This window comes from Sutterella faecalis, assembly GCF_006337085.1.
GTDB lineage: Bacteria > Pseudomonadota > Gammaproteobacteria > Burkholderiales > Burkholderiaceae_F > Sutterella > Sutterella faecalis.
Genome location: NZ_CP040882.1, coordinates 2,224,732 through 2,251,430, shown reverse-complemented (window position 1 = coordinate 2,251,430; position 26,699 = coordinate 2,224,732). Strand labels below are relative to the sequence as shown.

Here is a 26,699-nt window from a genome sequence, read left to right as displayed (position 1 = left end):
CATACGGGGTCAGGGCTCATTTGAGAACCCGGCCTGAAATTCTTATTTTATTCGGTTTATGTTCAAGCGACATCTCCTCATTTTATGCACCACGCTTGCGGGCGCCGCTGGCCTTACCGGCTGCAGCACGGTCACCGACACGGTATCGAGTGCCTGGGAAAGCGCGACTGACTTCGTGCCTTACTTCCTGAAACCTTACCGTGCCGATGTCCACCAGGGCAATCTGGTCACGAGTGAAATGGCGCTTCAGCTCGAAAAAGGCATGACGGACGCACAGGTGCAGTTCCTGCTCGGCGTTCCGCTGGTGCAGGATCAGTTCCACCAGGGCCGCTGGGACTATGTCTACTACCTGCGCCGCGGCGACGGCGACGAGCAGATCCGGCGTCTGAGCGTCTACTTCAACGCGGACCGCCGCGTCGACCACTGGACATCCGACCCGATGCCCGACGAACAGCAGGCGGACCAGCTGATTCTCGGGACCATCCGCTCCTTTGAGCCGCGTCCTCCGAAGACCATCATTCCGCCCGCACAACCCAATTCTTCTCCTTCGACAACAGATGCCAATGAAACAGGAACTCGAGAGGCTCAGAGCCCTGATAACGCAGCTCATCAACCGGCTGCAGAGTGAGCGCGACGCGCGCATTCAGCTTGCCAATCAGCTCGAAGCGCGCGATGCGGAACTGAAGCACAGCCGCGAGCAGATTCATGAAATGAAGCGCAAGCTCGACGCTTTTCTGTCGCAGCTTCGCGACGGCGGCAATGCCTGAAGCCCGGGGAGTCATTCGACATGTCTGAAGTCACCGTCACCATTTTTGATCGCGACTACCGCCTTGCCGTCTCGAGCGGCGAGGAGGAGCTCCTCAAGGACTGCGCCCGCCAGGTGGACGAGCAGATGCAGACCGTCCGCGCTGCAGGCCGCGTCATCGCGAACGACCAGATTGCCGTACTGACGGCGCTCGAATTCGCCTACGAATCGAAGAAGAAAGAAGACGAGGCCAAGGACGGGAATCCCGCAGCGGCGCCTGCTCAGACGCCCGACGCCGCTCAGCCGGCACCGGCAGCGCAGCCTGCCCAGGCCTCGGAAGACGCTGAGGCGCTTAAGGAGATTCGCGCGCTTTGCCGGCTCTGCGAGGATGCGCTCTACCGCGACGTCAAGATCGGAACCATCGGCTCGCTTTTCTGAAGAAGCATTTTGAAACTCATTTTTGCCGCTTCGCATCAGGACGGTTCTTTACGTTTCCGCCCCTTTACAGACGGTGCGAAGCAGGTACAATGATTTCAAGCCTGCAGCGGCAAAGCATCAGGGCTCCAAGGTACCTAGAACCAATGCCATGCGCAATAGGTTGGCCTACTCGAGAGCCGATAGAGTGCCGGTCACGCCGTGTCCAGCCCGTTCCGCTCCGGAGCCGACCGCCCTGAACTCTCGGTTCAGGATACGTAGCCCCGCCCCGCAGCAGGCATCCTTTTTCGAGAAAGGGCAGTCTTTTCTGAGGCTGCCCTTTCTGCTTTCCCAAGAGCAGAGAATGTCCGCAAAAGAGAACATTGAAGCGCTCATCAGGCAGGCCGAAAACTTCTGGCTCATGAAGAGCGAACCCGGCGAATGCTCGATCGACGATGCGCTCGCCGCCCCGGACCATAAGGTTTCATGGTTCGGCGTCAGAAACTATCAGGCGAGAAACTTCATGCGCGATGCCATGAAGCCAGGAGACGCCGTACTCTTTTACCACTCGAGCTGCCCCAATCCCGGCATCGCCGGCATTGCCCGCATCGCATCAGGTCCTTATCCGGACGCCTGTCAATTCGATAAAACAAGCGAGTACTTTGACCCCAAAAGCACGCCGGATTCCCCAAGGTGGATCGCCGTGGATGTGGAAGGACTCGTTAAGATTCCAGTTATTCCGATTGCCGAACTGCGCACCCACCCTGAACTCTCCGACATGGTGATACTGCGGCGCGGCAACCGGCTCTCGATCACGCCGGTGACAAAAGCGGAATTCCGCTTCATCACCGAAAATCTTGCGTCCCTTTAAAAAACGACAACAACGCACTGACGCTTTAAGACCTTTACCCTCAAAGGATCCATCCATGTCCATCCAGATCATTCTTGCTTTAGCCGCCCTCGGCTGCTGCACGGGCTTTCTCGCCGGTCTTCTCGGAATCGGCGGAGGCATGGTTCTGACGCCGTTCCTCACGCTGCTCCTGGCCTATGCGGGCATCCCCATTGAACACATTGTTCACGTAGCCATTGCCACTTCCATGGGCACGATTCTCTTTACGTCGCTCTCCTCCGTGCGCGCGCATGCGAAGCGCGGCGCCGTCCTCTGGAACGTCGTCTTTGCGATGGCCCCCGGCATCCTGGTGGGCGGCCTCCTGGGCGCCCAGATTTCCGGTGCGCTCCCGACCTTCTGGGTCGCGATGATTTTTGCGGTCTTCGTCTACTTCTCCGCCGCGAAGATGTTCCTCAACACCAAGCCCACACCCTCGCGTCATCTTCCGGGAACGGCCGGCATGTTCGGTGCCGGCACCGTGATCGGCGTGATTTCCGCACTCGTGGGTGCGGGCGGCGGCTTCATTTCCGTCCCCTTCATGACGTGGTGCAACGTCAAGATGCATAACGCCGTGGGCACCTCCGCCGCATTCGGCTTCCCGATTGCATTTGCGGGCACCATCGGCTACATCATCAGCGGCTGGGGCCTGACGGGACTCCCCGGCTGGCCTTATACGATCGGCTACATCCACCTCCCGGCGCTCATCTGCGTCGCTGCAACGAGCGTCTTCTTTGCGCCTCTCGGCGCCAAGGTTGCGCATGCGACCGACACGAAGCCTCTGAAGCGCATCTTCGCCTGCATGCTCTTCGTGCTCGCCTCCTACATGCTCTGGAAGGCCATCAGCTCGCTCTGATTGAGCCTCCCTCATGTCGGAAAAAAGGGTGCTCCGGTTTCGGAAGCACCCTTTTTTATGTTTTTTTGATTTCGGGCTTAATCAGGAAGCCTTATTGCTTTTTCGGCCCGCCCATACCCACACGGCAATGCCGCAGATGAGAAGCGGGAGCGTAAGCCACTGACCCCGCGAGAGTCCGAGCGCCTGAAGCCCCAGGAATGCATCGGGCTCGCGGGAAAATTCACACGCAAACCTCGCCACGCTGTAGCCGATCGCAAAGAGTGCGCCGGTTCGGGCGAGCGGCCTGGGCTTCCTGGAATAAAGCCAGAGGAGCAGGAAAAGAGCAAGACCTTCGAGCCCGGCTTCATAGAGCTGCGAAGGATGCCGCGGAATACCGCCGTCCTGAGCCTGTGGAAAGACCATGGCCCAGGGAAGATCCGCTGCTGCCGGGCGTCCCCAGAGCTCGCCGTTGATGAAGTTTCCGATGCGGCCGAAGAAGAGCCCGATCGGCACCAGAGGAGCGACAAAGTCCGCCACGCGCCAGAATCCCATGCCGCGCACGCGCCCGTAAATCCCCATCACGATGAGGACGCCGATCAATCCGCCGTGCGCGCTCATTCCGCCCTGCCACATCTTGATGACATCAAGAGGGTGCGAGAGGTAATAGTCCGGCTGATAAAAAAGGCAGTAGCCCAGCCGCCCGCCGAGGACGACGCCGAATACGCCCCAGAAAAGGAGGTTCTCCACGTCGTCGCGCGTAATGCCGCGCCAGGGATCATCCGCCCGGCGCCGCCCCAAAAGCCAGAAGGCGAGAAACCCGAGGAGATACATCAGGCCGTACCAATGCACGGCAAGCGGACCGACAGAAATCGCAATGGGGTCGAACTGAGGATGAATCAGCATCTCAAAAACTCATTGAAGAGCGGTTGTGGCGAAGAGCGTCATTCTAAAGATCTGACTCCTCCATCCTGCAACCGTCTCCTGCCTTCGCTCGTGTGATACTGTTCACTCCGTTAAGCCCCCGGGCTTTTTCTTGTTTACGAAGATGCAGATCACTCCGCTTTGTCCGCGCGCCGCTTCTGAGGCGCTTGAGAAACTTCGTCAGCTTCGACCGCTTGTACACTGCCTCACGAATGATGTCGTGCAGGAAATCACGGCAAACGTGCTTCTTGCCGCCGGCGCTTCGCCGGCGATGGTCGTAGCCGAAGAGGAAGCGCCCTATTTCGCCGGCATCGCCGGTGCTCTTCTCGTCAATGTCGGGACGCCTGTGCCCGAACGGCTGAGAAGCATGCAGCTCTCCGCCCAAGCAGCCCGGGAGCACCACGTGCCCTGGGTGCTCGACCCGGTTGCCGCAGGCGTTATCCCCTGGCGCGACAGTGAGATCCGAAAGCTGATTGCGCTTCACCCCACAGTGATCCGCGGAAACGCGAGCGAAATTCTTGCGTTACAGGGCGCAGGCAAGGGCGGCAAGGGAGTCGACAGTACGGATTCGAGCGCAAGCGCCGTCAATGCTGCGGTGGAGCTCTCCCGCAGCACGGGTTCCGTCGTCTGCGTGACGGGCGAAACCGACTACGCAACGGATGGCGAACGAATCCTTTCCGTCTCGGGCGGAAACGTCATGACCACGCTCGTCGTCGGCACCGGCTGCTCGCTTTCTGCGCTCACCGCTGCCTTCTGCGCCGCCGAAAAAGATCCCGTCACGGCCGCGATTTCCGCCTGCGCGCTCGCCAAGCGCGCGGCCTTCATTGCAGGGAAGCACGCAAAGGGACCGGGGAGCTTCCACGACGAATACCTCGATGCTCTTTATGCCATAGAGCCTCAGGACTTCCTCGGAGAATCGCTCTGATGCCGCGTTTTGATCTGAGTCTCTACCTTGTCCTTGACCCGGACCAGAGCGAGCGTTCTGGCGGCCTGATGGAAACCGCCCGCGCTGCAGTTGCGGGCGGCGTCACGATCGTGCAGCTTCGTGCGCCCCAGTGGAAAAAGCGCCGCATGACGGAAGCCGCGCGTGCGCTCAGAACGATTCTTGCGCCTAAGGGCATCCCGCTCATCATTGACGATCATGCGGACGTCATGCTGGCTTCCGGAGCTGAGGGCCTCCATGTGGGGCAGGAGGATCTCTCCGCCGAAGACGCAAGACGCCTCATCAGCCCCGACAAAATCCTCGGACTTTCGGCCGGGAATCTCATGGAGCTGCGCGGCACGCGTCCCGAGCTTGTTGACTACTACGGCGTCGGACCGGTCTTTTCCACCCGCTCCAAAGCGGACGCAGGAGCTGCCATCGGCATTGCCGGGCTTCAGGAAGTTCTCGCGGAAGCCCGTCATCCCTGCGTCGCGATCGGCGGCATCACCAAAGAGAACGCTCCCCAGATCGGCGCGGCCGGTGCCGACGGCATCGCCGTCATTTCCGCCCTCTGCGGCCAACCCGATGTCGAGCTTGCTGCCCGCAATCTCCTTCAGGCCTACCGTTGCGGAATTCAGCATTGAAAGCGCTTTTGTCCCCTTCAGGGCGAACCGCGCTTGCCGTCGTCGCCCTGATTCTTCTCGTCGCACTGCTTTATGTTGCAACCGGAGACGTCAAGCGCGGTCTTCAGCTCACCGTTTTCATTATTCCTTTTATCGGCATCAGGCTTGCTACCTTAGGTAGCCGCTTCGAGAAGCCCGCGATTCTCATTGCCTCGCTGGGAATCGTTCTTGCATGCGCAGACGCAGGCGTTCGCCTTTTCCTGAGGCACGTCTATACGGCAGAGCCGATGTCGACCTTCGTCCTCGAGGCCGTTGCCAACACCAGTACCCGGGAAACTCTTGAGTTTGCAAAAACGCTCTGGAGAGAACTTCTTCTCTGGGGAGGCCTTGCCGTCAGCGTCTGTGCCCTGGGAATTTATCTGCTCCTTCGCTGCCGTGCCGGAGAGCCGTTAGCGCGGCGCTCGCTTCGAATCAGCTGGCGAATTCTTCTTCTCCTTTTGACGGCTGCCGCCATTCTGAGTTTTGCCAAGTCTTCCTGGCGATCCCACTATCCCATCTGGTTCTGGCCTCATTGGCAGGAGACCATCAGCACGCTCCAGAGTGAGTGGAAAAACGCAAAGGCAGAAAGATCCCGAGAGCTTTCTCTCGCACGGGAACTCATCACGCGTACGGAAAACGCTCCTCAAACGCTTGTGCTCGTTGTCGGCGAAAGCACGACGCGCAATAACTGGAGTCTTTACGGCTACGCGCGCAGGACCACGCCGAAACTCGAGGCGTTCGCCCGTGCCGATCGCCGCCTCCAGGTATTCCCTTCAGCATGGTCTGTGGATGCGGCAACAGTCGGAGCCTTTCACTCCATGTTCACGTTCCCGCTCGACGAAAGAGGAATTGCGCTGAGGGAAGCCGGAGAACTCCGGGACGGAATGGATTCCGGAAATCTTTTTGCCTTCTTCCATGCCGCCGGCTGGCGAATCCATTGGATCAGCAATCAGGATGACATTGCCATCAACGCCCGTTATGCCGGATGGGCAGACAAGCCGGTCTTTCTGAACCGCATGAGCGGACGCACCAGCGTTTCGCTCGACGAGAGCGTCCTTGCACCCTTTGCCGAAGCGCTTCAGGATCCCGCCCCAAGGAAACTCATCGTTCTCCACCTGATCGGCGCTCATCCGCACTATGCGCTCCGCTACCCCGCATCATTTGCTCCCGACTGGGGAAATGACCGCGTTTCCGAGCAGCTGAAGAACCTGGAACGATACCCTTGGGTCATGATTGCCCGTGATCAATATGATGCCGCCATGCGCTACCAGGATGAAGTGCTTTCTCAACTCCTGACGCTCACGCGGGAGAATGCACTTCTATCCGGCAATCCTACCGACTGGCTCTTCCTTTCCGACCACGGTCAGGAAACAGGGGATTACATCAACCGCGCCGGACATTCGCCCAGGACGCCTGCCGGCTTTCGCATCCCGCTTCTTTTCTGGTCGTCGGACGATGCCCCTCGCATTCCAACCCGGCGTCCGTTCCGTGCGGATGGGTTGAGTCCGCTGCTTCTATCACTCGCCGGCATTCACTGGTCGCTGGAAAATCCAGCCGAAAACTTTGCTTCCAAAGATTACCGCTGGCGTCGCCCCGCAATCTCCGCTGAAGACCCGGAACTGCCGCCCTCGGAAAACTAGCGCCTCGTCTATACAATCGAACGGGCAGTTCCATCCTTTCCAGGTCCACATCAATGACCGAGTCTTCCGCCTCATCCATCAGGATTCTTCGGCTGACGCCGAAGGATGCCGAAACCATTCTCTTTGCCCGGGCGCTCGAGTCGACCTCCAGAGACGCATGGCCTCAAGAAAAGCTGAGAGCGCTATCGCTCGACGCACGTTCCGTTGCGGGCGACCAGGCGACTCCTGAAGATTTTCTTCTGACGCGCGCCAAACTGCTCATTGCGCGCGCGAAGGATGAAGACGCCGGGATTGCGCTTCCACGCCTGCCGTCTGCTCCGACGATGGCGCTTAAAGGAACTGCGAGCATCGTCATTTTTTTGGGCTTCTTCACCGGCGCAGTCGCCGATCAGCTCGCAAGCTCCGGGGCGACGCTCAATCTGCTCTCGCCCCCGTACCTCGGCATCCTGCTTTGGAACGCAGTCGTCATGCTGATTGCGCTCATCTCTTTCTTCAGAGCCGGCAGCATGGATTCGGGACTTTCCTTCGTTGCAGCCAGGAGCTTCTCAGCGCTTCCCCGGTTCAGAATCCGGATGAAGCCCTATGCAAGCGAATTTTTGAAATGCTGGATGACGCTTAAGGTACCGGAACTCGCCTGGCGCTTCCGGGCTGTGCTCCATCTCGCGGCGCTTGCCTTCGGCGTGGGACTGACGATGAGCCTCCTCGTACGCGGCATTGGCACCGCCTACAGCGCAGGTTGGGAAAGCACATGGTTTGCCGATCGACCGGACATCATCGCGAAGCTGCTTAACGCCCTTTACGGATGGCTCCCGTCGCTTCTCCCCGGCATTTCTGCGCTTCCGGGAGAAGATGCGCTGAGCGCCATGAATCTGGCTGCCGGGGGCAGTGCGCCGGGAGCAGATTGGCTCGCACGCATGATCTGGAGCCTCTTTATTCTCATCATCCTTCCCCGGGCGGCATTTGCCGCTGCGTGTCTCTGGCGAGCCGGAAAAGAAGCCAGACGCCTTCGGGTCCCCATTGATGCCGGCGAACTCGACCGCCTTCTTCAGGATGGAAAGCAGCGAACGATAAAAACCTTTGTCGTTACCGACGCTTCCGACAGGGCGCTTCCTGAAATCGACGGTCCTTTCCGCAAACTGATCGTCAATCCTTGGGAAGCGCCGGACTTTACGACGCTTTCTGATGCAGACATCTCTCCCGGCGACCGCGTTCTTCTCATACTTGACCCGACAGCAACTCCGGAAGAAGAAGTTCACGGCGCATTAATTCATGCGCTCACGAGCCGCTCGCCCAATGTGGAACTCGCGCTCGACTTCTCGCTGCTTTCGACTCGCTTTTCAGAGACCCCCGAAAGACTGCAGTCCCGTCGTGCGCTCTGGGAACATTTCGCTTCCGAAAACGGCGTGCAGCTTCGCATCACAGGACTCGCCCCGGCGGCGTAAAGCCGCGGGATAATGAAAGATTCAGAACAGCATTTTTGCTTTGACACGACATGTCCTTTTCTCCGGATCCTCTGCGCATTCATCTGAGTCTTGTGAGCCATACCAACATCGGCAAGACCACACTCGCGCGCACGCTTCTGATGCGCGACGTAGGCGAAGTCGCAGACCGGGCGCACGTAACGGAAACCACTTCCGACTATGTCCTCGCCCGCGGACCGGACGGCAGCGAACTGGTTCTCTGGGACACGCCAGGATTTGGCAATTCCGTCGCGCTTGCTCGCCGCCTTGAGGGACGCAGCAACCCCATCGGGTGGCTCCTTTCCGAAGTCTGGGATCGCTTCGCCAACAAGTCCTTCTGGCTGGATCAGAAAGCAGTTCGCCATATCCGGGATATTTCTAGCATCGTTCTCTATCTCGTCAATATTGCAGAGCTCCCCGAACGCGCCCCCTACATCGCGGCAGAAATGAAGATTCTGTCCTGGATCGGGAAGCCCGTCATCGTGCTTCTCAACCAGATGGGAAAGCCCCGGGAACCTGAAGCCGAAAAAGCCGAACTCAACATCTGGAAGAAGGCGCTCGCCGACTATCCCTTCGTCAAAACCGTCCTGCCGATGGACGCCTTCGCACGCTGCTGGATTCAGGAGGAAATGCTCTTCAATGCCATCGGCGACGCACTCCCCCAGGACCAGCGTTCGGCCTACCGAACGCTTCAATCCGTCTGGAGACGAAGCCGCCAGGCCGCGTACGCAAGTTCCGTTGATGCAATGGCGCGTCATATCTGGCATGCCCTTGCGGCACACATGCCGCTCGAAACGCCGAGCCTTAGAGAGCGCGCCATTACGGTAGGTCAGCGCTTCGGCTTCTTTAAGGACGAACATAATGCCGTCGCCGACGCTCAGGCAGCGCTTGCCTCGCAGGCGGCCGACAGCTTCTGTTCGCTCACTGCACGGCTTATTGAAATCAACGGGCTTCACGGCTCCGGCGTCTCTAAGGAAATCTTCAGGCGCATGAAAACCGACTGGGATCTCGCGGTTTATTCCATGGATCCCCAGAGTGCAGCCGCCATCGGCACAGGGATCGGAGCGGCTTCCGCCGCCGCTGCCGGCCTTGCGGTAGATCTTTCATCAGCAGGGCTGACGCTTGGCCTCGGCACGCTGGTGGGAGGGCTCATCGGTGCGGTGAGCGGCATCGGTGCAGCGCATGCCTACAACCTGACGCGCCAGAAAGCCGGGGCGGACCTCACCTGGAGCAGTCAGGCCGTGAGCGGCTTTCTCCTTGAAACCATCCTGCTTTATCTGGCGGTTGCGCATTTCGGCCGCGGGCGAGGCGACTGGGAGGAAAGTGAATCTCCTGAATTTTGGAAAAAAGCGGTAAGCGATGCCATCGCGAAGTCAAACATACCTTTGAATGACATCCGCAAGCTCGCTCCGGATGCCGGAGTGAACGCATTACTGCAACCTATTGACGCAATCCTCAAAAGAGTTTTTGAATTGCTTTATCCTCCCGAATAGTCAATCAGTTTTCATCGAGTTCATCTGTAAACATGAATTTCACGTTTGAGTCGCTTCAACCATACCTCATAGCCAAGGGTTCGGAAAGGTATTGTTTCCGTCACCCGGAAAAAGAAAATTATCTAATTAAACTTAGCCCAGCAAATGCGGCCAAGCAGACGGAACGTGAAATAAAGTATTTTCAGCACCTCAAAAAAACTGGAGTTCCGTTTTCTCATCTACCTGATTTCGGTAAAGTTATTAACATATCAGGATATGTAGGCTTTGAGCAGGAAATTATCAACGACTTCGATGGAAATTTATCTAAACAATTATTTTTCTATTTAGATGAACAAAACCGACAACTCTTAAAACAAGATATAAGAGATATACTGGAAGAACTGAAGCTTTACATCTATAAAAATAAAATCCTTGTTTGCGATCTTGGTGGCACAAATATTGTTATTCAGAGAACAACTCCATCTCAAGCTCGCGCTGTTATCGTGGATGGGCTGGGAAATACAGACTTCATTCCCATCTGCAATTACATTCCTTTCCTTGCAAGCCTTAAAGCCCATAGAAGATGGCGGAGATTCATGCAAAGATTTATTCCTCCGCACATTTAAGCTAAAGACAAGGTAAGCCATAATTTTTAGGGTTTACCCTCTCTTATTTTAATTAATATTTCGTGTACATATCAATTATAAGGAATAACCTTCTAATTGAACGTCATGAATTTCCCCGTTACTTATGACGCGCTCCAACCCTACCTGCTGGCTAAAGGAAAAGAGCGTGCGTGCTATCGAAATCCAGTAAACACAAATACTGTTATCAAACTTAGTCATTGCTCATTCGCTAGACAATCTTTGCGGGAGCTCACGTATTTTGAAGTTTTGAAACGGCGTAAAGTTCCTGCCACCCATATTCCCTTCTTTGTGGGCCGTGTAAACATTCCTGGGTACGTTGGAATTGAGCAACAGTTGATATGTGATTTCGACGGATCTCCTTCTAAATCGCTATTTTATTATTTATCAAATAAAACAAGCTCAATATATTTTCAACTTCCAGACCTACTTGAAGCTCTGTATCATTTTTTATATCGTTACGGGATTGCTCTTTCCGACCTCAGCGGAAATAACATTCTTATCCGTAGAGAAAAAACAGGAATCAATCGAGCCGTCATGATCGATGGATTTGGAACCACAGATCTCATTCCAATTTGTCACTATTTTCCTCATTTTGCCCGAATGAAGATTCTTCGCCATTGGGAAAGATTCCTTCCAAAGATCCATCTGGATCACCCACAAACAACATTTGAAATCAACTCCTCCTCTATGGAGATGAACACGCTGCTTCCGTAAAAGTCGTTCATGCACATAAGAAAAGCCCTGCAGAAAAAACTGCAGGGCCCTTCAATGTGTCAGAAGCAATAGATCCTTAATTACGGAACCATTTCTTCGATCTCTTCCTTCTTTCTCGGCTTCACGAGGTCTTCACGCTTGACGCCGAGGTAGAGCGCAATCGCTGCGGCAACGAATACCGACGAGTAGACGCCGAGCAGAATGCCGATCGTGAGCGCGAGCGAGAAGTAGTGGAGCGCCGGGCCGCCAAAGAAGAACATCGAGAGCGTCATGCAGAGCGTCGACGTATGCGTGATCACCGTTCGGGAGATCGTCGCCGTAATGGCGGAGTTGATCACCTCCATGGTGTCGGCGCGGCGCATCGTGCGGAAGTGTTCGCGAACGCGGTCGAAAATAATCACGGATTCGTTGACGGAGTAGCCGAGAACAGCAAGCACCGCCGCGAGCACCGGAAGCGTGAATTCCCAGTGCATCACGGAGAAAATGCCGACCACGATCACCACGTCGTGGAGGTTGGCGATGATGGCTGCCACCGAGAACTTCCATTCGAATCGGAAGGCCAGGTAGACCATGATGCCGAAGACCACAAGCGCAAGCGCCGTGCCGCCGTCGCGGGCGAGCTCATCGCCCACCTGGGGGCCGACGAACTCCGTACTCTTAAGCTGAACGCCGGGGGTCTTGGCCGAAAGCACCTTCATGACTTCAGCTGCGACCTGACCGGAAGTCTGTCCTTCCTTGGTCGGAACGCGGATCACGACGTCGCGCGCCGTGCCGAAGGTCTGAACGAGCACCTCATTGGAGACCTGCGCGAGGTCCGTACGGATCTGCTCCGTATTGGCCGCCTCAGGATAATTCACCTCGAGCTGCGTGCCACCCGTGAACTCAATTGAGAAGGCCAATCCGTGGGCAAAGAGCCAGTACACGGCGACCAGGAAGCTCACAAGGGAAATTCCGTTCAGGATATGGCGATAGCGCATGAACGGAATCGTGCGATGAATGCGGAAAAATTCCATTTTTCTTTCCTCTCCCTCGATTACTTCGCATCCGCCTTATCGGGATCCGGACGCCAGATCTGGCCGATATGGACGGCCGTCAGCTTCTTCTTGCGGCCGTAGATCAGGTTGATCAGCGCGCGCGAAACGATGACGGAGGTGAAGATAGAGGTGCCGATGCCGAGGCAGTGCACCACGGCAAAGCCGCGGACCGGACCGGAACCGAAAATGAGAAGTGCAAGACCGGCAATCAGCGACGTGATGTTCGAGTCGAGAATCGTATTGAGCGCACGGTCGTAGCCTTCGCTGATGGCTGTCTGCGGAAGTCGTCCGATACGCAGTTCCTCACGCACACGCTCGTTAATAAGCACGTTCGAGTCAACTGCCATGCCGAGCGTCAGCGCAATAGCCGCGATGCCGGGGAGCGTCAGCGTTGCCTGGAGAAGCGAAAGGATCGCAATCAGCATCATGACGTTGCAGATGAGCGAAACCGCACTCACGATGCCGAAGACCTGGTAGTAGACCGCCATGAAGAGCGCGATCACCACGAAGCCGTAGAGGGTCGAGCGGAAGCCCGCTTCAATGTTGGCTTCGCCCAGGCTCGGGCCGATGAGGCGTTCCTCAACAATTTCCATCGGAGCCGCAAGCGAACCCGCACGGAGCACAAGCGCCGTATCGGTTGCTTCAATCGTGGTCATCTGACCCGAAATCTGCACGCGTCCGCCGCCGATTTCCTGACGGATCACCGGAGCCGTCACCACTTCGCCCTTGCCCTTTTCAAAGATCAGGATCGCCATGCGGCGGCCGACGTTTTCACGGGTCACTTCCTGGAAGATTCGGGCGCCGCGGTTGTCAAGCTCAAGGTTGACGGTTGGTTCCTGCGTCTGGCTGTCAAACCCAGGCTGAGCGTCATTGAGGTTTTCGCCGGTAAGGATCACGCGGCGCTTGACGAGAATCGGACGACCGTCGCGGTCCGTGAAGCGTTCGTCGCCGAAGGGGACATTGCCCTGAGCAAGCTGAGCGAGCGCTTCAGGCGAATCGTCAACAAGACGGACTTCAAGCGTTGCCGTGCGGCCGAGAATGTCCTTGGCCTTGGCCGTATCCTGAACGCCCGGGAGCTGCACGACGATGCGATCCGCACCCTGCTGGGCAATTACGGGTTCCGCAACGCCGAGTTCATTGATTCGGTTGTGAAGCGTCGAAATATTCTGCTTCAGCGCGTAGTTCTGGACGTTCTGAACCGCACGCTGCGAGAGCGCGGCGTGAATGATGAAGGGCGCCTTCGTTGCTTCCGGAAGGGTGAGAACGAGGTCAGGCTGCGTGTTTCTCAGGAGGTCGTTCGCGCGTTCGCGTTCCTCTGCGGTTCCGAAGCTGATTTCAACTTCGTTGCCGACGCGGTTGATGCCCGTATGGCGGATGCGCTTGTCGCGAAGCTGCGTGCGCAGGTCCGCGGCAATGGCTTCGGCGCGCTTCGTGATGGCCGCACGCATGTCCACCTGCAGGAGGAAGTGCACGCCGCCGCGAAGGTCAAGGCCCAGGTACATCGGAAGTGCATTGATCGACAGCAGCCACTGCGGCGTATTGGGGACCAGGTTGAGCGCCACGATGTGGGTCGGGTCCTTCGGGTCGCTGTTGAGTGCGTGATCGATCGCTTCGCGGGCCTTCAGCTGCTCTTCCGTCTGGGTCGGATCAAAGCGCACGCGGATGGTGTTCTGCTGTGCGCCCTGTTCAAAGAAGACGCCGTTAGGCTTCAGGTTGGCGGCATTCAGCGCGCTTTCAACCTGTGCGAGCGTCTGCTCGGTCACCTTGACCGTAGCCTTGCCGGACGTAACCTGCACGGCTGGCGATTCGCCGTAGAAATTCGGCAGCGTATAAACGAGCCCGATAACGAGCACGATGCCGATCAGTATGTATTTCCAAAGAGGATAGCGATTCATTCGCTCTTCTCCGTTCTTACCAAAAAACTCCGGGGTCCCGGAGCCGCACCGTCATCCCTATTGATTGAGAGAAAGGCTTCGAAAGACAACCAGGATGTCTTTCGAAGCCCTTCGCCCGGACTTAGAGAGCCGTGCGCATTCGCTTGTGGCGCTTCCGGAAGAAGAGGCCCGGCAGCATTTGCCATGGGCCTCTATTCCGGATGAATCGCTCAATCAGAACTTGATGGATCCCTTGGGGAGAACCATCTGCACCGCAGCGCGCTGCATGCGGATGACGACAGGCTTGCCGTCGACAGCAGCGACCTGCAGGCTGATCGACTGATCGTCGACGCCTTCGATGCGGCCGGAGATGCCGCCCATGGTCATGACCTCATCGCCCTTCGTAAGGCCTTCGCACATCTTGGCGTGCTCCTTCTGGCGCTTCTGCTGCGGACGGATGAGGAAGAACCAGAAAACGGCGAAGATGACGATAAGCGGGACGACCTGGACGAGGAAACCTTCCATACCGCCGGCAGCAGCGGCTTCACCCGCCGCCATGGCATCGCTTACAAAAAGCATGTGCACTCCAAAAGAGAAAGCAAAAATCCTGAACGGTCTTTTGCAAAAAATTCAGCCCCCGCAATGGGGGAAGTCTGCAGATTATAAAGAGCATGGGCCGGAGCATTGCTTAACGCCGGCCCCAAATAAGAGCCCGATTCTCTCAGTTTTGATGACTGACCAAGGCTCCGTTACTCAATGCCGCGGGCGCGATCCTCGTGGAAGGTTTTCTTCCACTCTTCAAAGCGTCCCTCTTCGAGCGCAGCGCGCATCTCGGCGGCGAGCGTGAGGTAGTAGTGAAGATTGTGAATCGTGTTGAGCCGGGCGCCGAGCATCTCGCCCACCTTGTGGAGGTGATGGAGGTACGAACGGCTGAAGTTGCGGCACGTGTAGCAGGTGCAGGTCGGGTCGAGCGGTCTCAGATCGTTGCGGTAGCGGCTATTTTTAAGCTTGATGTCGCCAAAGCGCGTAAAGAGCCAACCGTTGCGGGCATTTCTCGTCGGCATCACGCAGTCAAACATGTCGATGCCGCTCGAAACGCCGTCCACCAGATCCTCAGGCGTCCCGACGCCCATCAGATAGCGGGGATGATCCTCGGGGAGCTTCCACGCGATTTCGTCAAGAACGCGAAGCATCTCTTCCTTGGGTTCGCCCACGGAAAGGCCGCCCAGGGCATACCCGTGAAAGCCGATCTTCTTGAGGCCCTCGAGCGACTCCTCGCGCAGGTGCGAGAACATGCCGCCCTGCACGATGCCGAAGAGCGCATTAGGGTTTTGAAGCCTGTCGAATTCGTCCTTCGAGCGCTTCGCCCAGCGCAGGCTCATGCGCATCGAGGCGCCGGCTTCCGCCTCCGTAGCCGGACGGTCGCCGATTTTGTAGGGCGTGCATTCGTCAAGCTGCATCACGATGTCGGAATTGAGCGTGTGCTGAATCTGCATCGAGATCTCGGGCGAAAGGAAGAGCTTGTCGCCATTGATGGGGCTCGAGAACTTCACGCCTTCTTCGGTGATCTTGCGCAGCTCACCGAGACTGAAGACCTGAAAGCCGCCCGAGTCCGTGAGAATCGGCTGATCCCACTGCATGAAGCCGTGAAGCCCCCCGTGCGTGCGGATCACTTCGAGGCCCGGACGAAGCCAGAGGTGGAATGTATTCCCAAGAATCGTCTGCGAGCCCACTTCCTTCAATTCATAAGGGGCCATGGACTTCACGGCGCCGTATGTCCCGACCGGCATGAACATCGGCGTTTCGACCGTGCCGTGATTGAGCGTCAGCGTACCCCGGCGGGCTTTCCCGCAGGTCGCCTTGACTTTGAAGCTGAATGCCATGAGTGAAAAATCCTCTTGAATAGTCGGGGACGATCAGGCGTTCTTCGCCTTTTCAATGAAGCAGGCGTCGCCGTAGCTGAAGAAGCGGTACTTCTCCTTCACGGCATGCGCATAGGCTTCAAGAATGCGTTCGCGGCCCACGAGCGCAGAAACGAGCATGACCAGCGTCGACTTCGGCAGGTGGAAGTTCGTGATGAGCGCATCCACAATGCGGAATTTGTAGCCCGGCATGATGAAGAGCCTTGTATCGCGCGCGCCGGCTTCAACGTGCCCCGGGCGGTCCGCAGCGCTCTCGAGCGTGCGAAGCGACGTCGTTCCAACGGCGATCACGCGGCGGCCTTCCGCCTTTGCTGCGTTGATTTTCGCCGCCACATCCTCCGGCATGGAGAACCACTCCGAGTGCATGTGATGCTCGGAGAGGTTTTCAACGCGCACCGGCTGGAAGGTGCCTGCCCCCACGTGAAGCGTCACATATTCGATATCGACGCCCTTATTGCGGATCCTCGAGAGGAGGTCTTCCGTAAAGTGAAGCCCTGCCGTAGGCGCGGCGACCGCACCGGGATGATGCGCATAGACCGTCTGGTAGCGGCTCTCGTCGCTCTTTTCCGGCGCGTGCTCAATGTAGGGAGGAAGCGGCACGCGGCCGAATGCCTCAAGAATGTCGAGAACGGGCCCCTGAAAGCGCAGCGAATAGAATTCGCCTTCGCGGCCGAGCACTTCAGCCTCGGCTTCCTTGCCCGCAGCACCCTCGGTCTGGGCACGGAAATAAATCCGGGTTCCGGGCTTCGGGCTCTTGCTCGCTCGAAGCATGGAAATGGCCGTATCCGGTCCGGTAACGCGCTCGATCAGAGCTTCTACAGCGCCCCCGGTTTCCTTGCTGCCGAGGAGACGGGCCTTGATGACCTTTGTATCGTTGGCGATCAGAAGGTCGCCCGGGCGCAGAAAACCTTCAATGTCGCGGAAAGTCTTGTCTTCAATCACGTCTTCCGTAATGTGGAGAAGGCGCGAGGAAGAACGGTCTGCGAGAGGGTATTGGGCGATAAGCTCCGGCGGGAGCTCAAAGTCGAAATCAGAAAGATGTTGTTCAGTCATGGCTTGACCGGCCAGTAATGAATGGAAAAGGAGCCGCATTCTAACTAAAAAACATGGACTAGAGCCGCTATCATTGGCGTCCATCGAATGTGAGGACCCTATGCGCCCTAACGAAATAGAAGACGAAGAAGAAGAATTCCGCGGCCCCTCCAAGTCGCACCTGAAGCGCGTTCAGCTTGATCTGCAGTCTCTCGGCCGCGACATGACCCGCATGGGCGACGAGACGCTCGCCAAAATCGGGCTCCCCGAAGACGTGCTCGTTGAAATCATTGAATTCCGCCGCATGAAGAGCTTCGGCGCGCAGCGCCGTCAGCTCCAGCTGATCGGGAAAAAGATGCGCGACATGGATCCGGATGCCGTGCGCGAAGCCATTGCCCGTGCGACGGGCGAGTCCCGTGCCGCTGTGGCGCTCCTTCATCGCTGCGAGACGCTCCGCGACCGCATGATTGAATCCGACGACGTGGTGCGCTCCTTCATTGACGAACACAGCGACATCGACATCCGTCGTCTGCGCGAGCTCGTGCGTTTCGCCCGCCGCGAACGCGATCAGGCGAAGCCCCCGAAGAGCGCCCGGGAACTCTATCGGCTCCTTCATGACTATCTCGACGAACCCCTCGATTTGATGGCGAGGGACGAAGAGACCTCGGAAGAAGCCGAAACGCCCAATTCCTGATTTTTTCTCCGAGAAATTTCCATGAAGCCTCCGCGCAGCGCTGAAAATGAACTCATCCTCGGGCTTGTTTCGATCTCCGACCGGGCAAGCCGCGGCGAATATGAAGACAAAGGCATCCCCACGCTTGAAGCCTGGTGCCGCAATGCCATCACGACGCCCCTCAAAATCCATAAGCGCCTCATTCCCGATGAACGCTTTGATATCGAGAAGACGCTTCGCGAGCTCGTGGACATCATCGGCTGCGACCTGATCCTCACGACCGGCGGCACCGGACCGGCGCGCCGCGACGTGACGCCGGAGGCGACGCTCGCCGTCGCGACGCGCGAAATGCCGGGATTCGGCGAACAGATGCGCGCCATTTCTGGGCACTTTGTTCCGACCGCGATTCTCTCGCGTCAGGTTGGGGTGCTGCGCGAAACGCCGGACCACGCTGCGCTGATTCTCAATCTTCCCGGACAGCCCAAGGCCATTGCGGAAACGCTTGAAGGCCTTAAGGACAAGGAAGGGAACCCCACGGTCAACGGCATTTTTGCGGCCGTTCCCTACTGCATCGACCTGATCGGCGGCCCCTACATTGAAACGAATGAAGCGGTCGTCAAGGCTTTCCGGCCTAAGAGCGCGAGAAAGCATGTCGAGAAGCCGCAGGAAGCCGCCGTGCCTTCCCCGCAGCCCGCAGTAGCGAAGGCCCCCGTCCATCAGGAGGAACCTTTGAAGCGGGAAACCTCTGAAGCAGCTCCCCGTTCAGAGGAGAAGCCTGCGTCGGAAGTGCCTCCCGCGAAGCCCGCTTTCGATGCGCGGGATCTCCTTGTCGTGCGTCCGCGCACGGGCGGCGACGCGGAGCTTGCGGCTCCACGGCATGGGCGTGGACAACACGGACTTTGCGCCGTTCCCGGATGAAATTCTGGGTTTCGACGGTCCCGTTTGCCGCTTCATTCTCCCTAATGCGCCGATGCGTGAAATGTCCATGCATCCGGGTTATCCGCTTCGCGCCTGGTATGACGTTCCGGGGCGCAGCATTGATGAGAATGAGGATGCCCGGGGCATCCGCGAGAGCGCGAAGCGCGTCTCTCAGCTGATTGATGAAATTGAAGCTCAGGGGATCCCCAGGAACCGCATTGTGCTCGGCGGCTTCTCGCAGGGCGCAGCGATTTCGCTCTTCGCCGGACTCCGGATGGAGCGTCCCATCGGCGGCGTTGCCGCGCTTTCGGGGTACCTCCCTCTTGCCGGTCACCTTTTCTCGGAAGCAACTCCCGGCGGCCGGCGTACGCCGATCTTCATGGCGCACGGCGAATTCGACTCGGTCGTGCCTCCCGTCATGGCGGCCCGCAGCGCGGAAGTGATTTCTCAGGTCGATCCGGCAATGATTGCCCGCACCTACCCGATGGATCATGAGCTCTGTCAGGAAGAAATGCACGATCTTGCCGCGTTCCTCAGGAACATTGTCGAGCGGGCTGCGAATTAATCAGCACGTCTCCCACTTCTGACGCCTCGAAATCCCGCTTGGAGCCTGCAGCAAAAGCTTTAAGCGGGATTTTTGCTGATGCTGCGAAGATAGGGCGCTGCGGCATCCTTTTGAGAAAGTATGGGCGTCATGCCTTCGGGCAATTTCCAGTCGATGCCGAGAACGGGATCATCCCATCGGATGCTCCCTTCCGAACCCGGTTCATAGAATGCGTCCGCCTTGTACTGAACGATCGTGTGGTCCGCAAGCGTAAGAAACCCATGCCCAAACCCGCGCGGAATGAAGAGCATGCGGACGTCGTCAGCGGAAAGATCGACGGTGAAGACGCGCAGATAATCGGGACTTTCCTTTCTCAGGTCCACCGCCGCATCCTGAATCGCGCCGCTCGTGCATCGGATGAGCTTAGCCTGGGCGAATCCCCCCGTCTGAAAATGAATGCCGCGAAGCGTCCCCCGGCGAAGACTCAGGCTCTGATTGTCCTGAACGAACCTGACCGGAATGCCGAGTCCGGCAAATGTCCGTTCATTCCAGGATTCAAAGAACTCGCCTCTCTCATCCTGATAGACGGGAGGTTCTATCAGAAGCAGTCCGCCAGAACCTAATGGCGTGATTTTCCAAGACTTCACAATTGAACGGCCGTAAAAAATCCTGCATTGCAAGCACAATGCAGGATTTCAAAAAAACTGGTCCCCAGAGAGAGACTCGAACTCTCACGGTTTTACCCGGCGGATTTTGAATCCGCTGCGTCTACCATTCCGCCATCCGGGGAGCCGGCAGAGTATGCCACATCTTCAGTCGGAAAGCTTTGTTATCTGCTGTTCCGGATCGATCTTTTTTACGCGATCGATGAGTTTTTGAATGCCTGTACCATCGGGCGCAGTCCAATCGGGCTCAAGTTCTGCCAAAGGCACCAGCACAAAGAGCCTCTCATTCATGCGGGGATGCGGGAGAAGAAGCTCCGGCGTCCCGCTTCTGACGTTTTCAATCGACAGAATGTCGATGTCGAGCGTCCTCGGCGCATTGTGCACGCCCGCAGGACGGACGCGCCCATGCGCGAGCTCAATTTTCTGCAAGAGATGAAGGAGGCTGAGAGCCTCACCATTCCATTCGAGCGCCGCCGCCGCATTCACATATTCAGGCCCCGAGGAGTCCACCGGAGACGTTCGGTAGAAGCTGCTCCGGCGAAACGCACGAACGCCGGGGATCGCCTTGATTTCCTCTATTGCCGCTTCGAGCGCAGCTCTCGGATCTCCGAGATTTGCGCCGAGGCTCAGCCAGACTCCCGCCATTATTCCTGTCCTTCCCTCGAAGTGCGGCGGCGCGGACGGCGACGAGAGCGGCGGCGACGCTCTCCGGAGGGCTGAGAAGCGTCTGAACCCTCTGCAACCCTGCCCCTTCGAGCCTGATCAGCCGTCTGCCTCGCTTCTGCCTGCGCTTCGCGAATCATGGCGATGCGCGTATCGTCGTCGGCATTTGCAAATGCATCCCACCATTCCGGGAGAGATTCCGGCACCTCTCCCACCTGACTGCGCAGAAGCAGAAAGTCGTAGCCCGCCCGGTAGCGCGGATGCTGCACCACCGAATAGGGCGTCTTTCCGGTACGGCGCTCAAGCCGCCCCTGCATGAGCCAGAGGTCATGCATGTCTGCCTGGAAGCGCCTTTGAATCGAAATGGTGTGGCATTCGGTCTCAAGCACTTCAACCGCAGCCTCATGGAGCGCGGCAATGCGCGAAAGCCCTCTTGTTTCCTCGTTGTACTGCCAGCGGCGCTTCACCTGCGGCCAGAGGAGCGTGCCGAAAAGGAAGAAGGGAGAAATCTTTTTGCCGATCGCCAGCCGCTCATCCGTGCGCCTCAGGGCAAGCATCAGGAATTCCTCGCCTTCGGGCGACGAGAGCAGGTGGTCGAGGACCGGGAGAAGCGCGGCCGAGAGCCCGTCATCACGAAGGCGCTTCACGCATTCCACAGCATGACCGCAGGTAAGGAGCTTCAGCACCTCATCGACCAGGCGCGCCGTCGGCACGTTTTTAAGGAGCTTCGCCATGCGGGAAATCGGCTTTTCCGTTGCGGGTTCAATCTGAAACCCGAGCTTTGCGGAAATGCGCACGGCTCGGAGCATCCGGACCGGATCCTCGCGATAGCGTTCCGCGGGCTCGCCGATCATTCTGAGGCGGTGCCTGGCGATGTCCTCAAAGCCATGGTGATAGTCGTAGACCTCTTCAGTCGCCGGGTCGTAATACATGGCATTGATGGTGAAGTCGCGGCGAGCCGCGTCCTCCCACATTTCGCCGAAGACGTTGTCGGAAATCACGCGGCCGCTGCCGTCCTTTCTGACGCCCGCACCTTCAAGCGCCCGGAAGGTCGAGCACTCAATGATTTCCTGTCCGAAGATCACATGCACGAGACGGAAGCGCCGTCCGATGATGATGGCGCGGCGCTGGCTTCTCTTCACTTCCTCCGGCGTCGCGTCGGTCGCCACGTCAAAATCCTTGGGCGTCACGCCGAGGAGCAGATCGCGCACGGCGCCGCCCACAATGTACGCACGATAGCCCCGGCGCTGCAGAGCTTCGCAGCAGCGCTTCGCCTGCCAGGACACAAGCTCCGGATCAATGCCGTGCTCGGATTTCGGGATGATGCGCGGCTCGCGCACCAGCGTTTCCCGGGATTCTTCCGCGCCTAAAAAAGACTTCACGCGGCTTACGATAGCGTCAAACATTGAGGTTTTATTCCTTCTTCTTGTCAAAGAGCTCTACCTGCTCCCAGCCATGCCTGCGCGCAGCTTCGCGAAGCTTAGGGTCAGCATTGGCGGCAACGGCTCTTCCGGCGGGTTCAAAGCCCGCCGCAAATTCTAAAAGCGGAAGATCGTTAATGGAGTCGGACCAGGCTTCGAAAGACGTGGTTTTTCCATATTGGAGCTCGAGCTTTTCGATCCACTCCCGAACAAGAAGGAGCTTCCCCTCGCCATAGGAGTCCGAACCCACGATCTCTCCGGTAAAAGACCCGTCAGGGCGCTCCTCGGGCGTCGCCGCCGCAAGCCACCGGATGCCGAAAAGCTCCGCAATCGGTTCCGTCACAAAGCGGTGCGTGCCTGTCGCCAGAAGCAGTTCGTAGCCCGCACGGCGGCGCTCCATGAGAAGCGCAAGCGCTTCCGGGCGAATCGCCGGACGAATAATCCGGTCGATGAATTCCGCTCTCCAGGCATCAAGATCGCTTCTCTTCTCTGCCGCAAGGAGCGAAAACTGAAAGTGAATGAAGTCAAGCGGAACAAAGTTGCCCTGGCGATAGCTCTCGGCATAGCCTTCAATCCGCTCATCAAGGATCTCACGATCAAGGCCGGCCTTCTCTACAAGCCAGTGAGACCAGGCATCTCCGGAGTCGATCGGCAGGAGCGTATGGTCAAGGTCAAATACAGCAAGCTTCATTGAATGGGATTAGTCAGAGTTCAGGATCTTTTTCTTCAACGCCGGACACCTTCACGGCCTCGCGGATGATCTGGAGCGTCACCCGGCGCTTGGAGTGCAGCGCAATCTGATTGGCCACATCCATAATGCGCGTGAGCGAACGCATGTCGCGCGGCAGGTGACGCGACATCCACTGCGTCATGTCGGGCGTAAGCAGGATGCCGCGCAACGCGGCCTGACGGGAGAGCTCCCTGAAGCGGTCCTCTTCGTTCAACGGTGCGACAAAGTAGCAGGGACCTCCGAGAAGGCGGTTCTTCACGCCCTCAGGCAACGGGAGTTCCTTGGGCGGGAAGCGCCCGGCGCAGACGAGTCTCGCATCCGGATCTCCGTACACCGCATTCTGCAGCTGCAGAAGCTCCCGGGAATACCCTTCGTCGAGCGTTTCAATGTCATCGACCGCATACTTCGCAACGCCCGGCTGATAAAGCGGCACGCGGAAATCCGACTCCGTAGAGCCCGGCAGAAAAGCCTCCAGAAGATGCGTGAGTCCGGCTCCCCGGGGACCGTAGATATAGAGAAATTTAGGGCCTCTCCCGGCAGCCATGCCGCAGAGCACGGCGAGCACTTCAGTATTCTCGCCGGGTATGAAATTTGCGAAAGTCGGCCGATCCCTTCCCTGAAGTTCAGGAAGGTCAAGAAGATATTGATCCGGCGGCAGGCTTGAAGATTCCACAGAGAGGAAGAGAGAACGAAAGAAAAAAGAAACGGGATGCAGAACCGGCCCTTCAGGGAACCCCTCGAAGCGGCAATTCCAACGCCTCGAGAGTGTACTTCTTTTGACCGTTCCTCACGGCATTCCGCAGCTCATCCGATACGCTTCCAAACGCCCTATTTTCCCTGCCTTCCGAAGGCGCCTGACTTATACTTTCGCAACTCTTTTTTCCCTGATGGCCTTCTCTGTGAAGAAGAGTCCGCACGAACGGATCATTTCGCCGCAGAAGAAGTACTTCATTCTCTCTTGACTGAGTGATTCCATGAGCCAGCTTTCCTATGCCGCCGCCGGCGTTTCCATTGACAACGGCGATGAACTTGTCGAACGCATCAAGCCCGCAGCCAAGCGCACCCTGATTCCCGGCGTGCTCGGCTCCATCGGCGGCTTCGGCGCTCTCTTTGAGGTGAGCCGCGAATACCGCAACCCCGTGCTCGTTACCGGCACGGACGGCGTGGGCACCAAGCTGATGCTCGCCTTCCAGCTCGGCCGTCACGACACGGTCGGCCAGGACCTCGTGGCGATGAGCGTGAACGACATTCTCGTTCAGGGTGCCAAGAGCCTCTTCTTCCTCGACTACTACGCCTGCGGCAAGCTCGATGTTGATATCGCCGAGCGCGTCGTCAAGGGTGTCGCCAAGGGATGCGAACTCGCCGGCTGCGCTTTGATCGGCGGCGAAACGGCTGAAATGCCCGGCATGTACCCGGAAGGCGAATACGACCTTGCCGGCTTCGCCGTCGGCGTTGTCGAAAAGGACGAAATCATTGACGGCACGACGATCCGTCCGGGCGATGTTGTGCTCGGCCTCGCCTCAAGCGGCCCGCACTCGAACGGCTTCTCGCTCCTTCGCAAGGTGGTTGAAGTCGCCAAGGCCGACTGGGATATGCCCTTTGACGGCGCGACGCTCGCCGACCGCGCCATGGCTCCGACCCGCATCTACGTGAAGCAGGTCCTCAATGTCATGAAGCAGGTGAAAATCAAGGGGATGGCCCACATCACGGGCGGCGGCCTCATCGAAAACGTGCCCCGCGTTCTGCCCGAAGGCACCCAGTGCCGCATCGACGGCAAGTCCTGGACGCGTCCGGCCATCTTTGAGTGGCTCGAGGAACAGGGCAACATCGACCGTCACGAGATGTACCGCGTCTTCAATAACGGCATCGGCATGGTCGTCATTGTTTCGGCCGAGGATGCCGACCGCGCGATGAAGGCCTTTGAAGCGGAAGGCGAAAAGGTCTTCCGCATCGGCACGATCGAGACGCTGCCTGAGGGCGAAGCCCCCTGCATCGTGAAGTAAATCGTCGTTGCTTAAATCTTCATTACAAAAGCCTCCTTTAAGGAGGCTTTTTAATGTCATAAAAAATCTCATCAATTAATATGTTACTACAAAATTTTCGCAAGACTCGGTTACCCCCCCCCCTCCCCCTAATAACCACAATCCTTTCATATTTTACATTATCCTTATTATTCTCAATTAGTATAAACATTATAACTTCTGGACTCTGCTTTTTTTTCATTTGGGAAATTAGGGCACCTATTAATTACAACTATAACTCTCGCCCTGTTCTTATACACTCAACACAAACGCAGCCTAATTAGTACCATTGGTTTTTGGATATTCATCGCCTTACCCATATTAGTCATTCAAAATATAGGTCAGCCAGATGGCAGAACAGTAAAAGAGGTTGTCACAGCTACAACCGAAGGCAATTTATTTACTATTAATATATCTATATTACTAGCCACACTTCTTGCCGTTTCCTCTTATTTCTCATCTCCCTTCAGCAGAAAAGTAGCTCGAGCCTTTACATGCTTAGCATGGAGTATTGCATTACTACCTCCTGCATCATTTTATTGTTATTGGTTATTTGCAGACTCAATCATTACAGCAAATACTCTTATTGCCCTATTTCAAACAACACCGGCCGAAGCCATCGAATATGCGTCCTTTCGAGGAATTAAATTCATTTCCGGGTTAATTACATTAGCATTATTATTTCTAACAGCAAACATTACCCTCTTTCTATTAAGAAAGGAAGAACCACCGAAAACAAACCACCTTATATTACTAGCCATAATAATCGCCAGTTCTTTCGGGATATATAAAACATCCAGTAATTATCTTACCTACCCCATAACAGATGCAGTAATTGGCATCCAAGAGTTTAACTCATACAAAGAAGGCTTTCTGCATCGGGAAAAGAACATACAACCTCAATTACAGTCAACAAAAAAACAAGGAGATGATGGGTTGTTTGTCGTAGTTATTGGAGAATCACAAACTAAAACCCACATGTCAGCATATGGATACGACAAAAGTACCACACCTTGGCTAAAAAGTAAATTAAACTCAAACAATTTTATTATTTTAAATAATACATACTCCAGCTACATTGCCACAGTTCCTGCACTTAGCCAAGCGCTAACAGCGTCCAATCAATATTCCTCATTGCAATTAGAAAAAGCACCTTCCATATTAGAAATTGCAAATACAGCAGGCTATGAAACATGGTGGTTTAGCAATCAAAACAAACTCGGAGGCTGGGATACCCCCACCACCATAATAGCAAATCAAGCAAACCATACAGAATGGATAAACACGAGCATTGGTCAAATTATTCGCAGCCAATTTTTTGACGAAGAGCTCATTAAACTTATAGATAAAATACCAGATACTTCCAAAAAGAAACTCGTTATTTTGCATACATTAGGATGTCATACCAATTACCACTCTCGTTACCCAACATCATTCCAAAAATTTGGAAACAACAATAAAACCAACCATTACGATAATGCAATCCTCTATCAAGACTTCGTCATGAAAACATTGCACGAAAAATTAATTAGCAGAAATGATTTTAAAGCATTAATTATGATTTCCGACCATGGCGAAGATCCCAACATAGGACATGATCCTGACAGATTCCGATGGGATATGGCTGAAATCCCCTTCTGGATATCCTTCTCCCAAAATTATGCAGAAAAACGCTCGGATACCATTGCAGCCTTAAAAGACAATCACTCAAAAGCTTTTACGAACGATATGTTCTTCGACTTTTTATGCGGCTTTCTTAATATTAAAGACAATCCATATTATGACGCCAAGAACGATATTTCTTCTGACTCATACAGCCGTTCAGAAGATGATATGACCATTCTTGGAAAATCCAAAAGCATCAAAGATGCTAAAAATTGATTT

Annotated in this window: 27 protein-coding genes, 1 tRNA gene and 1 pseudogene; 17 read left to right on the top strand and 12 right to left on the bottom strand. The window is 56.5% G+C overall.

From position 1 onward, the window contains the following. Positions 1 to 58 precede the first annotated feature (58 nt). The 5 genes from FG381_RS09540 (at position 59) to FG381_RS09520 (ending at position 2,901) form a co-directional block, all read left to right on the top strand. Positions 59 to 628, top strand: coding sequence for an outer membrane protein assembly factor BamE (locus FG381_RS09540; RefSeq protein WP_139688584.1), 570 nt, complete (start codon positions 59 to 61; stop codon positions 626 to 628). Continuing rightward, complete coding sequence (locus FG381_RS09535; RefSeq protein ID WP_226960224.1) at positions 564 to 767, top strand: hypothetical protein; 204 nt, start codon at positions 564 to 566, stop codon at positions 765 to 767. Before FG381_RS09540 ends, FG381_RS09535 begins: the two co-directional genes overlap by 65 nt. Positions 768 to 787: 20 nt before the next feature. After that, on the top strand, positions 788 to 1,183 hold the full coding sequence (locus FG381_RS09530; RefSeq protein ID WP_139688582.1) for a cell division protein ZapA: 396 nt from the start codon (positions 788 to 790) through the stop codon (positions 1,181 to 1,183). A gap of 340 nt (positions 1,184 to 1,523) precedes the next feature. Further along, on the top strand, positions 1,524 to 2,030 hold the full coding sequence (locus FG381_RS09525) for an EVE domain-containing protein (protein WP_139688581.1): 507 nt from the start codon (positions 1,524 to 1,526) through the stop codon (positions 2,028 to 2,030). Positions 2,031 to 2,085: 55 nt separating this feature from the next. Then, positions 2,086 to 2,901, top strand: a complete 816-nt coding sequence (locus FG381_RS09520) for a sulfite exporter TauE/SafE family protein (protein ID WP_139688580.1) — start codon at positions 2,086 to 2,088, stop codon at positions 2,899 to 2,901. Between the two features lie 81 nt (positions 2,902 to 2,982). Here FG381_RS09520 and lgt read toward each other — a convergent pair whose 3' ends face one another. After that, positions 2,983 to 3,783 (bottom strand): prolipoprotein diacylglyceryl transferase, encoded by an 801-nt coding sequence (gene lgt / locus FG381_RS09515; protein ID WP_139688579.1) that lies wholly within the window; start codon positions 3,781 to 3,783, stop codon positions 2,983 to 2,985. A gap of 142 nt (positions 3,784 to 3,925) precedes the next feature. On the opposite strand from lgt, the gene thiM reads away from it, so the two are divergent. The 7 genes from thiM to FG381_RS09480 all read left to right on the top strand — a co-directional run bounded on the left by thiM (position 3,926) and on the right by FG381_RS09480 (position 11,318). Continuing rightward, entirely contained in the window at positions 3,926 to 4,726 is an 801-nt protein-coding gene (gene thiM, locus FG381_RS09510) for a hydroxyethylthiazole kinase (RefSeq protein WP_139688578.1), read from the top strand. Beyond that, on the top strand, positions 4,726 to 5,367 hold the full coding sequence (gene thiE, locus FG381_RS09505) for a thiamine phosphate synthase (protein WP_139688577.1): 642 nt from the start codon (positions 4,726 to 4,728) through the stop codon (positions 5,365 to 5,367). The genes thiM and thiE overlap by 1 nt, the downstream gene beginning before the upstream one ends. Continuing rightward, on the top strand, positions 5,364 to 7,025 hold the full coding sequence (locus tag FG381_RS09500) for a phosphoethanolamine transferase (protein ID WP_139688576.1): 1,662 nt from the start codon (positions 5,364 to 5,366) through the stop codon (positions 7,023 to 7,025). The genes thiE and FG381_RS09500 overlap by 4 nt, the downstream gene beginning before the upstream one ends. Positions 7,026 to 7,078: 53 nt before the next feature. After that, positions 7,079 to 8,467 (top strand): DUF2868 domain-containing protein, encoded by a 1,389-nt coding sequence (locus FG381_RS09495; RefSeq protein WP_139688575.1) that lies wholly within the window; start codon positions 7,079 to 7,081, stop codon positions 8,465 to 8,467. Between the two features lie 50 nt (positions 8,468 to 8,517). Continuing rightward, positions 8,518 to 9,978 carry a DUF3482 domain-containing protein gene (locus tag FG381_RS09490; protein ID WP_139688574.1) on the top strand — a complete coding sequence of 487 codons (1,461 nt, stop codon included), beginning with the start codon at positions 8,518 to 8,520 and terminating at the stop codon, positions 9,976 to 9,978. Positions 9,979 to 10,010: 32 nt separating this feature from the next. Beyond that, positions 10,011 to 10,583 carry a YrbL family protein gene (locus tag FG381_RS09485; protein ID WP_139688573.1) on the top strand — a complete coding sequence of 191 codons (573 nt, stop codon included), beginning with the start codon at positions 10,011 to 10,013 and terminating at the stop codon, positions 10,581 to 10,583. Between the two features lie 105 nt (positions 10,584 to 10,688). Beyond that, positions 10,689 to 11,318 (top strand): YrbL family protein, encoded by a 630-nt coding sequence (locus FG381_RS09480; protein ID WP_226960231.1) that lies wholly within the window; start codon positions 10,689 to 10,691, stop codon positions 11,316 to 11,318. Between the two features lie 80 nt (positions 11,319 to 11,398). Here the strand turns inward: FG381_RS09480 and secF are convergent, their stop codons facing one another. From secF to queA, 5 genes are all read right to left on the bottom strand, one after another. Continuing rightward, entirely contained in the window at positions 11,399 to 12,331 is a 933-nt protein-coding gene (gene secF, locus FG381_RS09475; RefSeq protein WP_139688571.1) for a protein translocase subunit SecF, read from the bottom strand. Positions 12,332 to 12,351: 20 nt separating this feature from the next. After that, positions 12,352 to 14,247, bottom strand: a complete 1,896-nt coding sequence (gene secD, locus FG381_RS09470; RefSeq protein WP_139688570.1) for a protein translocase subunit SecD — start codon at positions 14,245 to 14,247, stop codon at positions 12,352 to 12,354. A 213-nt stretch (positions 14,248 to 14,460) separates the two neighbouring features. Beyond that, the gene (gene yajC, locus FG381_RS09465) at positions 14,461 to 14,805 is read right to left on the bottom strand and encodes a preprotein translocase subunit YajC (protein ID WP_139688569.1); all 345 of its coding nucleotides are present in this window, start codon (positions 14,803 to 14,805) and stop codon (positions 14,461 to 14,463) included. 170 nt (positions 14,806 to 14,975) lie between these two features. Next, positions 14,976 to 16,109, bottom strand: a complete 1,134-nt coding sequence (tgt, locus tag FG381_RS09460) for a tRNA guanosine(34) transglycosylase Tgt (RefSeq protein WP_139688568.1) — start codon at positions 16,107 to 16,109, stop codon at positions 14,976 to 14,978. Between the two features lie 33 nt (positions 16,110 to 16,142). Beyond that, positions 16,143 to 17,201, bottom strand: a complete 1,059-nt coding sequence (queA, locus tag FG381_RS09455; RefSeq protein ID WP_139688567.1) for a tRNA preQ1(34) S-adenosylmethionine ribosyltransferase-isomerase QueA — start codon at positions 17,199 to 17,201, stop codon at positions 16,143 to 16,145. Positions 17,202 to 17,301: 100 nt separating this feature from the next. Between queA and yjgA the strand changes: the two genes are divergently transcribed. From yjgA to FG381_RS09440, 3 genes and pseudogenes are all read left to right on the top strand, one after another. Next, the gene (gene yjgA, locus FG381_RS09450) at positions 17,302 to 17,874 is read left to right on the top strand and encodes a ribosome biogenesis factor YjgA (protein WP_139688566.1); all 573 of its coding nucleotides are present in this window, start codon (positions 17,302 to 17,304) and stop codon (positions 17,872 to 17,874) included. A gap of 21 nt (positions 17,875 to 17,895) precedes the next feature. Beyond that, positions 17,896 to 18,501: pseudogene (gene mog / locus FG381_RS09445) on the top strand (molybdopterin adenylyltransferase); the annotation flags it as partial. Between the two features lie 229 nt (positions 18,502 to 18,730). Further along, positions 18,731 to 19,336, top strand: coding sequence for an alpha/beta hydrolase (locus tag FG381_RS09440; RefSeq protein WP_165697861.1), 606 nt, complete (start codon positions 18,731 to 18,733; stop codon positions 19,334 to 19,336). A 59-nt stretch (positions 19,337 to 19,395) separates the two neighbouring features. Here the strand turns inward: FG381_RS09440 and rfbC are convergent, their stop codons facing one another. From rfbC to FG381_RS09410, 6 genes are all read right to left on the bottom strand, one after another. Further along, positions 19,396 to 19,962, bottom strand: a complete 567-nt coding sequence (rfbC, locus tag FG381_RS09435) for a dTDP-4-dehydrorhamnose 3,5-epimerase (protein WP_226960223.1) — start codon at positions 19,960 to 19,962, stop codon at positions 19,396 to 19,398. 58 nt (positions 19,963 to 20,020) lie between these two features. Continuing rightward, positions 20,021 to 20,104 (bottom strand) — tRNA-Leu (locus tag FG381_RS09430). Positions 20,105 to 20,127: 23 nt separating this feature from the next. Beyond that, on the bottom strand, positions 20,128 to 20,625 hold the full coding sequence (folK, locus tag FG381_RS09425) for a 2-amino-4-hydroxy-6-hydroxymethyldihydropteridine diphosphokinase (protein ID WP_139688563.1): 498 nt from the start codon (positions 20,623 to 20,625) through the stop codon (positions 20,128 to 20,130). Continuing rightward, positions 20,625 to 22,049, bottom strand: a complete 1,425-nt coding sequence (pcnB, locus tag FG381_RS09420; RefSeq protein WP_139688562.1) for a polynucleotide adenylyltransferase PcnB — start codon at positions 22,047 to 22,049, stop codon at positions 20,625 to 20,627. The genes folK and pcnB overlap by 1 nt, the downstream gene beginning before the upstream one ends. Before the next feature lie 7 nt (positions 22,050 to 22,056). After that, positions 22,057 to 22,755 (bottom strand): HAD family hydrolase, encoded by a 699-nt coding sequence (locus FG381_RS09415; RefSeq protein ID WP_139688561.1) that lies wholly within the window; start codon positions 22,753 to 22,755, stop codon positions 22,057 to 22,059. 13 nt (positions 22,756 to 22,768) lie between these two features. Continuing rightward, complete coding sequence (locus tag FG381_RS09410) at positions 22,769 to 23,359, bottom strand: HdaA/DnaA family protein (RefSeq protein ID WP_226960222.1); 591 nt, start codon at positions 23,357 to 23,359, stop codon at positions 22,769 to 22,771. A gap of 409 nt (positions 23,360 to 23,768) precedes the next feature. On the opposite strand from FG381_RS09410, the gene purM reads away from it, so the two are divergent. Together purM and FG381_RS09400 are read left to right on the top strand one after the other, a co-directional pair. After that, positions 23,769 to 24,797, top strand: a complete 1,029-nt coding sequence (purM, locus tag FG381_RS09405) for a phosphoribosylformylglycinamidine cyclo-ligase (RefSeq protein ID WP_139688559.1) — start codon at positions 23,769 to 23,771, stop codon at positions 24,795 to 24,797. Positions 24,798 to 25,751: 954 nt separating this feature from the next. Further along, the gene (locus FG381_RS09400) at positions 25,752 to 26,696 is read left to right on the top strand and encodes a phosphoethanolamine transferase (RefSeq protein WP_139688558.1); all 945 of its coding nucleotides are present in this window, start codon (positions 25,752 to 25,754) and stop codon (positions 26,694 to 26,696) included. Positions 26,697 to 26,699 lie beyond the last annotated feature (3 nt).

Excerpts from the sequence above, each read along its gene's own strand:
- tgt (WP_139688568.1), bottom strand. The coding sequence starts at position 16,109 with ATGGCATTCAGCTTCAAAGTCAAGGCGACCTGCGGGAAAGCCCGCCGG.
- FG381_RS09415 (WP_139688561.1), bottom strand. The coding sequence starts at position 22,755 with ATGAAGCTTGCTGTATTTGACCTTGACCATACGCTCCTGCCGATCGAC.
- FG381_RS09440 (WP_165697861.1), top strand. The coding sequence starts at position 18,731 with ATGGGCGTGGACAACACGGACTTTGCGCCGTTCCCGGATGAAATTCTG.
- FG381_RS09495 (WP_139688575.1), top strand. The coding sequence starts at position 7,079 with ATGACCGAGTCTTCCGCCTCATCCATCAGGATTCTTCGGCTGACGCCG.
- FG381_RS09490 (WP_139688574.1), top strand. The coding sequence starts at position 8,518 with ATGTCCTTTTCTCCGGATCCTCTGCGCATTCATCTGAGTCTTGTGAGC.
- lgt (WP_139688579.1), bottom strand. The coding sequence starts at position 3,783 with ATGCTGATTCATCCTCAGTTCGACCCCATTGCGATTTCTGTCGGTCCG.
- pcnB (WP_139688562.1), bottom strand. The coding sequence starts at position 22,049 with ATGTTTGACGCTATCGTAAGCCGCGTGAAGTCTTTTTTAGGCGCGGAA.
- FG381_RS09540 (WP_139688584.1), top strand. The coding sequence starts at position 59 with ATGTTCAAGCGACATCTCCTCATTTTATGCACCACGCTTGCGGGCGCC.
- FG381_RS09520 (WP_139688580.1), top strand. The coding sequence starts at position 2,086 with ATGTCCATCCAGATCATTCTTGCTTTAGCCGCCCTCGGCTGCTGCACG.
- yajC (WP_139688569.1), bottom strand. The coding sequence starts at position 14,805 with ATGCTTTTTGTAAGCGATGCCATGGCGGCGGGTGAAGCCGCTGCTGCC.
- thiM (WP_139688578.1), top strand. The coding sequence starts at position 3,926 with ATGCAGATCACTCCGCTTTGTCCGCGCGCCGCTTCTGAGGCGCTTGAG.
- purM (WP_139688559.1), top strand. The coding sequence starts at position 23,769 with ATGAGCCAGCTTTCCTATGCCGCCGCCGGCGTTTCCATTGACAACGGC.
- FG381_RS09485 (WP_139688573.1), top strand. The coding sequence starts at position 10,011 with ATGAATTTCACGTTTGAGTCGCTTCAACCATACCTCATAGCCAAGGGT.
- secD (WP_139688570.1), bottom strand. The coding sequence starts at position 14,247 with ATGAATCGCTATCCTCTTTGGAAATACATACTGATCGGCATCGTGCTC.
- queA (WP_139688567.1), bottom strand. The coding sequence starts at position 17,201 with ATGACTGAACAACATCTTTCTGATTTCGACTTTGAGCTCCCGCCGGAG.
- secF (WP_139688571.1), bottom strand. The coding sequence starts at position 12,331 with ATGGAATTTTTCCGCATTCATCGCACGATTCCGTTCATGCGCTATCGC.
- thiE (WP_139688577.1), top strand. The coding sequence starts at position 4,726 with ATGCCGCGTTTTGATCTGAGTCTCTACCTTGTCCTTGACCCGGACCAG.
- FG381_RS09480 (WP_226960231.1), top strand. The coding sequence starts at position 10,689 with ATGAATTTCCCCGTTACTTATGACGCGCTCCAACCCTACCTGCTGGCT.
- FG381_RS09535 (WP_226960224.1), top strand. The coding sequence starts at position 564 with ATGAAACAGGAACTCGAGAGGCTCAGAGCCCTGATAACGCAGCTCATC.
- FG381_RS09530 (WP_139688582.1), top strand. The coding sequence starts at position 788 with ATGTCTGAAGTCACCGTCACCATTTTTGATCGCGACTACCGCCTTGCC.
- FG381_RS09525 (WP_139688581.1), top strand. The coding sequence starts at position 1,524 with ATGTCCGCAAAAGAGAACATTGAAGCGCTCATCAGGCAGGCCGAAAAC.
- folK (WP_139688563.1), bottom strand. The coding sequence starts at position 20,625 with ATGGCGGGAGTCTGGCTGAGCCTCGGCGCAAATCTCGGAGATCCGAGA.
- yjgA (WP_139688566.1), top strand. The coding sequence starts at position 17,302 with ATGCGCCCTAACGAAATAGAAGACGAAGAAGAAGAATTCCGCGGCCCC.